General features: G+C 42.6%; 9 protein-coding genes. 4 read left to right on the top strand and 5 right to left on the bottom strand.

Annotated features, from left to right (window positions below):
• Positions 1–1,518 (top strand): PhnE/PtxC family ABC transporter permease, encoded by a 1,518-nt coding sequence (locus IEY42_RS11980; protein WP_188925491.1) that lies wholly within the window; start codon positions 1–3, stop codon positions 1,516–1,518.
• A gap of 11 nt (positions 1,519–1,529) precedes the next feature.
• On the opposite strand, the gene IEY42_RS11975 is transcribed toward IEY42_RS11980, so the two are convergent.
• Complete coding sequence (locus IEY42_RS11975) at positions 1,530–2,207, bottom strand: LysE family translocator (protein ID WP_188925454.1); 678 nt, start codon at positions 2,205–2,207, stop codon at positions 1,530–1,532.
• Positions 2,208–2,334: 127 nt separating this feature from the next.
• Complete coding sequence (locus IEY42_RS11970; protein ID WP_188925453.1) at positions 2,335–3,642, bottom strand: dicarboxylate/amino acid:cation symporter; 1,308 nt, start codon at positions 3,640–3,642, stop codon at positions 2,335–2,337.
• A 223-nt stretch (positions 3,643–3,865) separates the two neighbouring features.
• Here IEY42_RS11970 and IEY42_RS11965 point away from each other — a divergent pair, with 223 nt between their 5' ends.
• Entirely contained in the window at positions 3,866–6,322 is a 2,457-nt protein-coding gene (locus tag IEY42_RS11965) for an Ig-like domain-containing protein (protein ID WP_188925452.1), read from the top strand.
• A 146-nt stretch (positions 6,323–6,468) separates the two neighbouring features.
• Here the strand turns inward: IEY42_RS11965 and astB are convergent, their stop codons facing one another.
• Complete coding sequence (gene astB / locus IEY42_RS11960) at positions 6,469–7,800, bottom strand: N-succinylarginine dihydrolase (protein WP_188925451.1); 1,332 nt, start codon at positions 7,798–7,800, stop codon at positions 6,469–6,471.
• Positions 7,801–8,182: 382 nt separating this feature from the next.
• On the opposite strand from astB, the gene topA reads away from it, so the two are divergent.
• Complete coding sequence (gene topA / locus IEY42_RS11955; RefSeq protein WP_188925450.1) at positions 8,183–10,822, top strand: type I DNA topoisomerase; 2,640 nt, start codon at positions 8,183–8,185, stop codon at positions 10,820–10,822.
• Between the two features lie 73 nt (positions 10,823–10,895).
• Here the strand turns inward: topA and IEY42_RS11950 are convergent, their stop codons facing one another.
• Positions 10,896–12,152, bottom strand: coding sequence for a Y-family DNA polymerase (locus IEY42_RS11950; protein WP_188925449.1), 1,257 nt, complete (start codon positions 12,150–12,152; stop codon positions 10,896–10,898).
• Positions 12,140–12,547, bottom strand: coding sequence for a LexA family protein (locus IEY42_RS11945; protein ID WP_188925448.1), 408 nt, complete (start codon positions 12,545–12,547; stop codon positions 12,140–12,142). Before IEY42_RS11945 ends, IEY42_RS11950 begins: the two co-directional genes overlap by 13 nt.
• Positions 12,548–12,645: 98 nt before the next feature.
• On the opposite strand from IEY42_RS11945, the gene IEY42_RS11940 reads away from it, so the two are divergent.
• Positions 12,646–13,293: IS1595 family transposase (locus IEY42_RS11940; RefSeq protein ID WP_188925447.1), on the top strand; the 648-nt coding region annotated here is incomplete at its 3' end.

The raw sequence follows: 13,293 nt of genomic DNA, 5'->3' as shown, positions 1-13,293 counted from the left end.
ATGACAAATACCGCTTCGACACGTTTTTTCCCTTTTATTGGCCATTGGCAAAAAATAACCCTAGGGTTATTTTTACTGGTGCTTGTGTGTTGGTTTTTTGCCGACACAGAAGTGATTGCATTAGAGCCTTGGGCTGAACTTGGGCGGATGTTTACGGGGTTTATCACACCTGATTTTGGCGCCACCGAATATTTATTAGAGGCCGTGTGGCAAACCATCAGCTTTGCGTTATTAGGGATTTGCCTGGGGCTATTGCTCGGATTTCCATTAGCGCTAGTCTATCAACACCCTTTGATTGCGGCTATGTGCGCCTTTATTCGGGCTATTCATGAAATTTTTTGGGCGCTGATTTTTTTACAAGTTTTTGGGTTATCACCGCTTACCGGTATTTTAGCCATTGGCCTGCCATATGCCGCCACGTTTGCTCGTGTATTTGCCGATATTTTACAACAAGCCCCCCCGCAAACCATGTTTGCTCTGCCTAAAGGCACGGACAGGTTATCTGCACTGATTTATGGCCGCTGGATGCATATGTATCCGCAAATTGTGGCATATATTCGTTATCGTTTTGAGTGTGCGCTTCGAAGCAGTGCGGTATTAGGGTTTATTGGTATGCCGACGCTAGGGTTTTATTTAGAGTCTGCGTTTCGTCAAGGCCATTACCAGCAGGGCGGGGCGCTGTTGATCTTGTTTATCGCCTTGATAGGGACTATTCGTTTTTGGGCGAAGCCTGCGATGTTATGGGTTTACTTACCGTTAGCCGTGTATTTTTTGCCTGAGTTACCCGTGCTTCAACCACAATTGATTTGGCGCTTTATCTCGATAGATATTTTACCGCCGATGCTCCAAGGGCAAACGCTCACTACCTGGTTTGCTGCAGACACGTTTATTGCTGTCTGTGAATGGGCTTATGAGTTAGTGCGCAACCAAGTGTGGCCGGGGATTATCGCTACGTTAGTTTTAGCTTGCTGCGCGTTGGGCTTAACCCATGTCTTAACCTTAATAATGTTACCGCTCAATACGACATTGATGATGCCCAAATGGGTCATCATACTAATGCGTGGGGTGAATTTAATATTGCGTTCATTGCCCGAATACTTATTAGCGTTTGTGTTTATGTTGTTACTTGGCCCATCAATGCTACCGGCAATCATTGCGCTAGCATTGCACAATAGCGGCTTAATGGTCTTTTTAATGGCTAGGCAGTCTGACGACATTATTGTGCCGTTAACTTATCGCGCGCGATTAGATCACTATAGCTATGTGGTGTTACCTGCAATTTATCCCCACTTTATGGGGTTATTATTTTACCGCTTTGAGGTTATTATTCGCGAAACTGCTATTTTAGGTATGTTAGGCGTAATGACATTAGGGTTTTATGTGGACAGTAACTTTGCTGAAATCCGCTTTAGTGGCGCGTTATTGCTATTGATGTTCACGGCAGGATTAAATGTGCTGGTTGATTATATTGCCCGCAGGCTACTTCAAGCGCCACGTGACAAATTACAAGCGTGTTAACCCTGCGATTATCAAGCTAGCCACTGACCCATTATATTGCTGGCAATATTACTGGTGATAGTGACAGCGACTGCAATAAAAATGATCCCCACTAATAAATCAATAATGGTATTGGCCGCGAGTAGTTTTTGTTGAATCCGCGGTTTAGATAACACTAATGCTAATAAGCCAAACCAAATAAAAGACAGACTAAATAGTAATATTGCCGCGGCAGTTTTAGTGGTAAAACTCACTTGTGGGGTAATGAGTACCGTAAACAGCGTAATAAAAAAGATTAATGCTTTGGGATTGAGTAAATTGGTATACAAGCCAATTTTAAACCCCTTAACTGACGACATTTGTGCCACATTGTCGACAGGTGAAGTCATTACAGTAGCGGGTTGACGTTTTAATTTAAGTGCTTTGAAAGCTGATGTTAGCGCACCAAATCCCATCCAAGCCAAATAACCACTCCCAACAAGTTGAACCACAATATAAGCCACAGGTGATTGTTGGATCATCACGCTGATCCCCAAGAGTGACAATAACGTGTGAACCAAGATAGCGGCGGCGATCCCTAATGCGCAATAAACGGCGGTTAAGCGTGTCTGTTGCGTGGCCATTTTTACGACGATGGCAAAGTCCGGCCCTGGGCTCATTAAGGCAACGATATGAATAACCGCTAGGCTGGCTAATAAAGTGATGTCCATATTGATTCTGCTCTGATATTGATTATATTTTATGGGGTAAACCAATGATAATGACACAGTTATATATAAAAAATATAACAAAAAAGCGCTATATTAGCGCTTTTTATATTTGAGTTTATTAAGTCAGTTATTTGCTGTTTAGTACTTGCTCTTCAAAGCTTTGAGCCGCTTTACCCGCTTGTGAGTTATTAAAGGTATCTTGGTTAAACTCACCTTCAGATTTAGCAATAATCACAGTACCTACAGCGTCGCCTGTCACGTTTACCGCGGTGCGGATCATGTCTAGCATTCTGTCTACACCAATAATTAATGCAATGCCTTCAACCGGTAAACCGACTTGATTAAGTACCATTGCCAGCATAATTAACCCGACACCAGGTACACCCGCTGTACCTATTGAGGCCAGAGTCGCGGTCACAACTACTGTTGCATAATCCATAATGCTCAATTCAATGCCAAACACTTGGGCAATAAATACCGTCGCAACACCTTGCATAATGGCGGTGCCATCCATGTTAAGCGTAGCGCCAAGTGGCAATGTAAATGATGCGATTTTATTATCTACGCCCATTCTGTGCTCACAGGTTTCAATGGTCACAGGTAAGGTCGCATTGGAGCTTGCAGTACTAAAGGCAAATAATTGTACGTCGCGAATTTTACGCAAAAACATCAATGGACTAAGGCCTGAAAACAGTTTTAATAGTGTTGGGTATACCACCAAACCTTGAATTAATAACACGGCAACGACTAGGAAGAAGTATTTAACCACACTGCCAAAGGTTTCAAGGCCCAGGGTTAAACTCAACTTTGCCATTAACGCAAACACACCATAAGGTGCGAGCTGCATGATAAGTGTTACTACTCGCATGATCACTTCGTTAAGATCATTAAAAAATGATGCGACTCGGGTACCGCGTTCACCAATGTGCGAGATTGCAAAACCAAAAATAACTGCAAATAGAATGATCTGCAGCATATTGCCTTCACTCATCGCTTGCATCGGATTTGTCGGTACGATATTAATAAGGACTTCAGACAGGCTAGGTGCATCTTTTACTGAATATTCAAGCGCATTGCCAGCAAGACTTGCATTGCCTGGATGAATGATCACTGCCGCTAAAATGGCGACGGTAAGTGCAATCGCGGTAGTAAAAAGGTAGAAAGAAATGGTTTTTCCTCCGAGGCGTCCCAGTTTTGATGGGTCACTGAGAGAACTTGTACCACAGACAAGTGAGATAAATACCAAGGGCACGACGAGCATTTTTAAGCTGGAAATAAAGATGGTACCGATGACATGTAGGAATCCATCTGTGATGTATTCTTGGATAAACTGGTTGTCTGGGAGCATGTTTCTTAACATGAGACCAAAAACAATGCCTAATCCCATGCCAATTAAAATTTTGCTCGTGAGTCCGAGCTTGCGTTGTTTACTCACAGAGTAGTCCTTCTCATCATATTATTTTAAATTTTGTTGAATGGGCTAAAGACTAGCAGGAATCGCTCTTTTAGGAAATGGCCAAAAACTGAAAGTTTTATCTGATAAATGACACAGAAAACAATAGAGTTATGGTAAAGTTACAAGATATTTGCGTATTGTTAATCTATAAGTAACTATAATAATCATTTAGTTTAAACTTAATGCAACAGGGAGCCTGACAATGAGGTCAGCATATAAAGTATGTTTTGCACTTTTATGTTCGTTTTTTCTCTTCGCTTGTGGCGGTGGGGGAAGTATTACAGATGACGACACAGGAGATGGTACAGATATAACGACAACAATAACCTTAACTATCGACAACACTCAAATCTCCGTTGCCGAGCCTGCAACTCTTACCGCGACCGTAATGGATTCAAATGGTGATGCGGTAAGTACTCTAGTCACCTTTGCTCTTAATGAAGACTCTTACGGTACATTCACACCCAATACCGGTGAAGTGGTGACCAATTCTAACGGTGTTGCAACGATTCAGTTAAATACGGCTGAAATTAATACTGGTGCTACAGTCACTGCAACAACCTCAGATGGCGATTCAGCAATAGTATATGTGACCATGGCGGGTGATGGCGGTGCTGCTGACGGTGGTGCTCAAGTGTCATTAGTGTTAACTGACGCCGCAGGTAACAGTATTGACTCTATCAGCACTTTATCTCCCGGTAAGTTAACGGCAACTGTATCAGGTATAAGCAAGACCTCGATTGTAACGTTTGCGAGTTCAATTGGCGATTTACCAGTGACAACAGCGGTGACAGACTCGTCTGGTAAAGCGACTGTTGATATATATGCTGGTAGCTCTCTTGGCGCTGGTGAAGCCACAGCAACCTTATCAACCAATGAAACCGGCTCAACCATTGTTGTCGTTGGTGCGACAAACGTGGTGATGGGCAGCGGTGATCCTTTTGAAGAAGGCGTGGCATCCATTAGTGCAACCGATTTATCTGCAGGTGGTACAACGACGGTTTCTGTATTGATTCAAGATGATGAAGGAAATCCTTACACTGAGCCTGTTGATGTTAATTTTTCATCAACCTGTGCAAATAAAAAACCGGCTCAAGCAGTAATCAGCTCTCCTGTTTCTTCAAGTAATGGTGTCGCAACGACGACTTACCGTGCTGAAGGCTGTGTGGGTGAAGACCAAATTAATGTTACTGCCAGTGCTGGTGGCATTAGTTTATCCGCAGTAGGTACGCTTAATGTATTGCAATCTGATGTGGGTAGTATCGTGTTTGTATCTGCCACACCTGAAAATATTAGTATTTTGGGCACCGGTGGTACTGAATCATCGGTTGTTCAATTTAAAGTATTAGATAAGAACAACAACGTGGTTGCTAACCAAAATGTGTTGTTTTCGTTAAATACCAGTGCGGGTGGTGTGGCTATTGATCCTATCGAAGCGACAACAGATAGCAGTGGTTTAGTCCAAACAGTGGTAAATACAGGTACTGTCTCCACATCTTTACGTGTTACTGCTACTGTTGATAATGATTCGGTGCCAGCAATTTCGAGCCAATCAAGTCAACTTATTGTATCAACAGGTATTCCTGATCAAGACAGCTTTTCATTAGCTGCAGTTATTCAAAACCCTGAAGGTTGGGATGTCGACGGTACTGAAGTGACGATTACTGCACGTATGGCTGATGCATTTAATAACCCAGTCCCTGATGGAACGACAGTGTCTTTTACCACAGAAGGTGGTTCTATTGAAGATGCTTGTCAAACACTTAATGGTGCTTGTTCTGTTACTTGGACAAGTCAATTACCAAGACCTGAAGGGCAGACTATTCTGAATGCCGCAGGGCAAATGACCCGTAATCCTGATGCAACATTAGGTTACGACTCTACATTGGACCTTTATGGTAACATTTACGGTCAAAAATACGGTGGTCGAGCAACTATTACAGCTACGGCTATTGGTGAAGAGTCATTCCCTGACTTAAATGGTAATGGCCGTTTTGATGCTTCTGAAGCAACAGAGTTTATCTCTGGTACAGATGTGACCGGTCAATCGTTTGATTTAAATGATGCGTATAATGATTATAACGAGGATGGTTTCTTTAATCCTCAGCAAACCGGTGGTCAGATTGGCGGCACATTAGAAGAGTTAATTGATTTCAATTCTAACGGTGTGTTTGACGCCAAAGACGGTAAATACAACGGTGTGCTGTGCTCTGATCCTGTACATAGCGCTTGTGCTGATGGTGTCAATGAATCTAAGTCATTGTTTGTCCGTCGTAGCTTAACCTTAGTGATGTCAGGTAGCCAAGCGTATGCTACTACACCAGCGGACATCATTGTTGTTGATAGTACGGGGACTCATTCGGGCGAAAGCAGCATGATTATTGTGGGTAAAGGTTCTGCAACAGCAACATTTACCATTTCTGATTTACACAATCAACAAATGCCTGCCGGTTCAATCGTCAGATTTACCACTTCAGCGGGCTCAGTAGTGAGTACTAGTGAGTACACATGGCCAAGCTCGAGTTACAATGGTGGCCGTCAATTTACAGCGACGATTAAAGGTGAAGATGAACCTAACTCGGGTGTATTCCTTGTAGAAGTTGAATCGCCTAATGGCCTTGCAACTCAGGTGGTGTCAATTGGTGTAACGATCCTCTAATGGATAAGTGTTTGATAAAGAAAGGCGCATTATTGACTCTATAACTCTAATCAGCGCCTTTCTTGATTTACACCAGATTCACCAGAGTAAATAAAAAAGCCAGTGATAAAATCACTGGCTTTTTTGTTGATGTTTTTACGACATTATCATTGGAACTGATATACGCTGCCAAGCTTTAAAATTTGTGTCAACTCATCTAATGCGGTGCGTGATTCGATAATTAATTGTGGGTCGGCCAAGTCGCTTACCGTGAGTTGATCACGGTAATATTTATCTACCCAGGTATTTAAGCGGGTAAATAGGGTGTTATTCATTAAGGTGTTTTGATTCACCGCTTCCACTTCTTGCTCGTTCATTGCGACGCGTAAACGTAAACAAGCTGGTCCACCACCATTTTGCATACTTTGCTTTACATCGTAGTAGCGCACTTGCTTAATCGGTGTACCTAACGTGATGAGTTCATTTAAGTAAGCAAATACTGCAGGGTTTTCTTGACAATTAGTGGGCGCAATTATCGCCATTTCGCCAGAGGGTAAAGTAATAATCTGTGTATTAAACAGATAGCTACGTACCGCATCATCGATAGATACTTGGCTCGTTGCCACTTTAACAAAATGCATATCTGCATTCATTTTTCGACGAATTTCATCAAATTTTGCGTCGGTATTTAAAAAGGCTTGTTCATGGTAAAACAGCACATTTTGGTTACCTACAGAAATCACGTCATTATGGAATACACCTTGATCGATAACATCAGGGTTTTGCTGCATAAACACGCAGCTTTCATCTTCAAGCTGATGCAAACGCGCAACCGCTTGCGAGGCTTCTAATGTTTGGCGTGCTGGGTATTTTGTCGGTTTTACAGCACTTGGATTAGTGGCTTCTTGGCCATAAACAAATAACTCAACCCCAGCGTGTCCATATTCGCTGCACAAACGCGTATGGTTCGCAGCGCCTTCGTCACCAAAGCTTGTGTGCTCTGGGAGATGTTGATGATGTTTAAAGTGACGATCGTTATTAAATGTAGCTTGCAGAATATTGCCTGTGGTAATGGGTTCAATACTTCGGTGTAATTTATCCACAAGATTTGCAGGAGTAAAGTGCACTTTTCCATCTCGAGTGTCGGCACTCGGTGAAACTGTGGCAGCGTTTGCGGTCCACATACTTGATGCACTGCAACAAGCGTTAAGCAATGCAGGAGCTTGTTGAGCCGCTTTTTGTAAAACTTCAGCATCTGACCCTGAAAAACCAATTCGACGCAATGTGTATAGATCTGGACGCTCCTGAGGGGCTAATACGCCTTGTACCATACCTAAGTCTGCTAATGCCTTGGCTTTTTGCAAACCTTGTTTAGCTGCTGCTTTAGGGTTTGAGGTGAGCGCCGCATTATTCAACGAGGCGACATTACCAAACGATAGTCCAGCATAGTTATGAGTTGGTCCAACCAACCCATCAAAGTTTGCTTCAAAATGCTTCATTCGTGATCCTTGAGAATTTTTGTGAATAATTATTATTGTAGTTACACTTTTTTGTGTTACTTATAAAAAAGGAAACGTGATTAGTCATGTCAGTTAACGCTAATTTAACGTCAGTATACTGAAGCTATAAGGGTTAACAAGGCGTGTTAATTTTGCACAAGCACGTACAAATGACTAAAAATGCACTGATGATGCTCGCAAGTATCATTAAGTGAAAAATTACGTTTAAAAAACGCATATTATTTTTTCTATTTTTTACTATTGTTTAAAAAATGACTTAATAACCTATATAAAAGAGGGATTAACTTGAAACTATTGTCTCAACCCTCTATATATGGAACCAATTTTCTATATTTTGAGACTTTTTGGCGCAAATAAAACTATGGGTAAATCGCTAGTTATTGTCGAATCGCCGGCCAAAGCCAAGACAATTAATAAATATCTTGGTAAAGATTTCATCGTGAAGTCGAGTGTAGGTCACATCCGTGACTTACCCACTTCGTCTACTTCTGACGGCACAACCGCGACTAAAACCGCTGCTGAAGTCAGAAAAATGTCACCTGAAGAAAAAGCTAAATACAAGCTAATCAGAGACAAAAAAGCACTTGTGGCGCGTATGGGCGTCAACCCAGATAAAGGCTGGGCTGCCAAGTATCAAATTTTACCTGGCAAAGAGAAAGTCGTTAAAGAACTCAAAACTTTAGCTGAGTCAGCTGACCAAATCTATCTCGCGACGGATTTGGACCGTGAAGGGGAAGCCATTGCCTGGCATTTACAGGAAATCATTGGTGGCGACGCTTCGCGGTATCAACGTGTGGTATTTAACGAAATTACCAAAACAGCTATTCAAGATGCCTTTAGCAAACCGTCGGTACTTGATACCAATATGGTTAATGCTCAGCAAGCGCGCCGCTTTTTAGACCGCGTTGTTGGCTTTATGGTGTCACCATTATTATGGAAAAAGGTGGCTCGAGGGCTATCTGCTGGTCGTGTGCAATCGGTTGCTGTTCGCTTAGTGGTTGAACGTGAAAGTGAAATTAAAGCATTTGTTCCTGAAGAATTTTGGGATATCCATGCCGATTTAAATACGACTAAAGCACAAAATTTAAAAATGCAGGTGATGAAATATCAATCCGCTGCATTTGAACCGATTAATGAAGCACAAGCTCAAGTTGCAGTCGATGCGCTACGTAATGAAACCTTTGTCGTTTCAGCGCGTGACGATAAAGCAACGTCAAGCAAACCTTCTGCACCCTTTATTACCTCTACACTGCAACAAGCGGCAAGCACTCGTCTCAGTTTTGGTGTTAAGAAAACTATGATGATGGCGCAGCGTTTGTATGAAGCAGGGCATATTACTTATATGCGTACTGACTCAACAAACTTAAGCCAAGAAGCCGTTGAAAATGTGCGTGAAATGATTGGTTCTGAGTTTGGTGCTAAGTATTTGCCTGCCGATCCTATTCGCTATGGTAGCAAAGAAGGCGCACAAGAGGCTCACGAAGCGATTAGACCGTCAAACGTTGTAGTGCAGTCTGCATCACTGACTGATATGGAACGTGACGCTCAGCGTCTATATGAGCTTATTTGGCGCCAGTTTGTTGCTTGTCAAATGACACCGGCCCAATATGACGCAACTCGTTTAACCGTGACTGCCGGTGATTATGAATTAAAAGCCAGTGGCCGTACGCTGCGTTTTGATGGTTGGACTCGCGTGCAACCACCAATGGGTAAGAAAAACGAGGAAGACAGCACCTTGCCGGTAGTTGAAAAGGGTGACAAGCTAACTCTTGAACAAATACTTCCAAAACAGCATTTTACCAAGCCTCCAGCGCGTTACAGCGAAGCATCGTTGGTTAAAGAACTTGAAAAACGAGGCATTGGTCGTCCATCGACTTATGCAACGATTATTTCGACCATTCAAGATCGTGGTTATGTCAAAGTGGATAACCGCCGTTTCTTCGCCGAGAAAATGGGTGAGATTGTTAGCGAACGTTTAGTTGACAGCTTTAAAGATTTAATGAGTTACGATTTTACCGCCAGCATGGAGCAAACATTAGATGATGTTGCTCAAGGTAAGTTGGATTGGAAAAAAGTACTCGACGGTTTTTACGGTGACTTTACCAAACAACTGTTGTTGGCTGAGTTAGACCCAAGTGAGGGCGGTATGCGCCCGAATGAGATGGTGTTAACTGAAGACATTAAGTGTCCTACCTGTGGACGTCCAATGGGGATCCGTACCGGCTCGACAGGGGTATTCTTAGGTTGTTCTGGTTATGCATTACCACCAAAAGAGCGTTGTAAAACCACGCTTAACTTAACCCCTGGTGAAGAAGCGGTTAGCGATAATGAAGATGGTGAAACTGAAGCATTACGCGCTAAACACCGTTGTGGCAAGTGTGGTACTGCAATGGACAGTTACCTCATTGATGAGTCTCGTAAGCTGCATGTGTGTGGTAATAACCCATCATGTGACGGTTATGAAGTCGAAGCTGGCCAGTTCAAAATTAAAGGTTATGAAGGCCCTATCATTGAGTGCGATCGTTGCGGCAATGATATGGAACTTAAAAATGGCCGTTTTGGTAAATATTTTGGTTGCACGAATAGCGAGTGTAAAAACACGCGTAAACTGCTTAAAAACGGTGAAGCTGCACCTCCAAAAGAAGATCCTATTTACCTGCCAGAATTAAAATGTACTAAGTCAGATGCCCATTTTGTATTACGAGATGGTGCAGCAGGTATATTTTTAGCGGCAAGTACCTTCCCTAAATCACGTGAAACACGTGCGCCTTTAGTGGAAGAGCTGGTTAGATATCGCGAACTGTTATGGCCTAAGTACGCTTACCTTGCAGATGCACCTGTTGAAGATGATGACGGCAACAAAGCTGCTGTTAAATTTAGCCGTAAAACCAAAGAACAATACGTTGCGACTGAAGTTGACGGCAAAGCGACGGGTTGGTCTTCTAAGTTTGTTAACGGCAAATGGGTGAGTGAAACGACCAAGAAAAAAGCCAAGAAGTAATTTTTACTTAAATCAAAATAGCGTTATCTTCGGGTAGCGCTTTTTTATGCCTGCTATTTAATAAATAAATTAACTAACAGTGAATAATCGGAATATGACGCCAATCAGTGGTGTACTGCGGAGTTAAAAAATCTCTGTGCATTGCCCATTTTTGTTGTGCTCCTTGTGCACCTAAAAATAAGGTGTCGTTGCCATAACGGTGATTGATGTTATCGAGCACCTGCATCAATTGTGGTTTCGCTTTGCTAACATTAAATAAATCGAATTGTTGATGCTGGCTACTGACTAAATCAAGTAAGCCGACGCCCACTTTATAATAATGCACACCTGGGCGATACAGCTGTTGGATTACCTTTGATGCGGCATGGGTCATTTCGGCGCTACAGTGCGTGGCACAGGTAAAGTTAACATTCACTTTAAAACTTTGCGGGTAACTATCGTGAGGAGAGTTATGAGCGAATAACATCATTACCTTGCATAAAGAATGTTGTTTTCTGGCTTTGGCTGCGGCGATAGAGATATGCATGCATAGCGCCTGGTGCAAGCTGTCGATATCGGTAATTCGCTCGCCGACGCTGCGGGTTGAAAATATTTGTTGTTTATCGACTTTGGCGTCATCCCATTGTTTACACGCTACACCATTGAGTTCACGAATGGTGCGCTCTATTTCAATGCTAAATTGTTTGCGCATCATAGTGGGTGAGGTGTTTGCGAGTTCCCAGGCGGTGTGAATATTCATTAAAGTTAACTTTGCGGCTGTTTTACGGCCAATTCCCCATACATCGCTTACCGACAGCGAGGCTAATGTTGCTTGGCGTACGACGTCATTATCAATAACACAAGCCCCACCTGATGATGCGGATAATTTAGCCGCTTTGTTGGCCACTTTTGCGAGCGTTAATGTTGGCCCTATACCCACACAAACAGGCAGCCGGGTATATTTCCAAACGGTTTGTCGAATGCGTCTTGCATGAGTGGCTAAGCAGGGAATAGCTTGCTGGCAATGTTTAAAAGATAGAAAGGACTCATCAATACTATAAATATGTTGCTCTGGGGCAAAACGGCCAATCACTTGCATCATCTTGGCGGATAGGTCTGCGTACAACTCATAGTTGCTTGATAGCACAACCACTTGGTGCTGGCGGCAAAGATTGGCAATTTGAAAGTAAGGCTTAAATTTGGGCACCCCTAATTCAATTGCGAGACGATTTGCTGCCACCACACAACCATCATTATTGGATAATACAATCACCGGACGATGACGCCATTCAGGTCTAAATACCTGCTCTGCACTGCAATAGTACGAGGTTGCATCGACTAGTGCGAACATAAGTTAATTGCCTCATCATGGCATCGTATTGAATAAACTACACAGCCTTCGATACTAAAATCATCATATTGATTAATCACAACATCGGGGTAAGCATCGTTTGAGGAGAGCAATAATCGCCGCTTAAGGTCGATCATTTTACACACGAATTCGCCATTAAGATTGGCGACAATCACTTGGCCATTTTTAATAGAGCAACTGCGGTCAACAATGACTAAGTCACCATCAAAAATACCAATGCCTATCATCGAATCACCCTGAACTTTACCAATAAACGTTGCACTTGGGTGCGTAATCAGTAGCTCATCTAGGCTTAATGGCCGCTGTTGATACTCTGCCGCGGGCGACTCAAAACCGCTAATGCCGCCAGCTATGTATATCGGGATCACTTTCATATCTGCACCAAGTCATCGCATCACTGTATTGTATAAACAATAATACTGTATAAATAAAAGGGCTATCCATTTAGCGCCACCAGTGTCAATATGTAGTAATGAAAACTTCATCGTATTTATTAAAAGCTGGCGTTGATTACCCTACAAGTTGGGACGAGTTTGTAGATTGGTTTCATGATGAACAATCTTGCATCAACTACCTTTACGCACTTCGTTGGCCAAACGGATTCATTTGTCCAAGCTGTTCAAGCCATCAATCACCTTATCAGTTAAGTAATGGCAAGTTAAAATGTCATGCTTGTCGTTCTCAGTGTTCAGTAACATCAAGTACACTTTTTGACAAAACAAGAACCCCCATGAAAAGTTGGTTTGCTGCGGTCTGGTTTATTACAAATCAAAAAAATGGTGTCAGCGCTCTTGGAGTTCAAAGGCTATTAGGTCTTGGGAGTTATCAAACCGCTTGGTCATTAATGCACAAGTTAAGACATGCCATGGTTGATCCTGAAAGGGATAAGTTATCCGGCATCGTAGAGGTTGACGAAACACTAATAGGTGGCGTCGTTCCCCAATCATCTATTAAAAATCAACAGGGTAAGCGTAAGGCTGTAGTTTTGGTCGCTGTTGAGCTGCTATCACCCTCTGGATTTGGTCGGATACGTTTAAGGCAAGTGGAAAGTGCAACTAAAGAACATATCCATCAATTCATTCAAGATGTAATTGAACCTGGTAGTACAATTTGTAGTGAT

The organism is Shewanella algicola (assembly GCF_014648035.1).
In the GTDB taxonomy this organism is placed as follows: Bacteria; Pseudomonadota; Gammaproteobacteria; order Enterobacterales; family Shewanellaceae; genus Shewanella; species Shewanella algicola.
The sequence above is the reverse complement of the archived record's forward strand: the minus strand, read 5'-3'. Positions and strand labels throughout refer to the sequence as shown.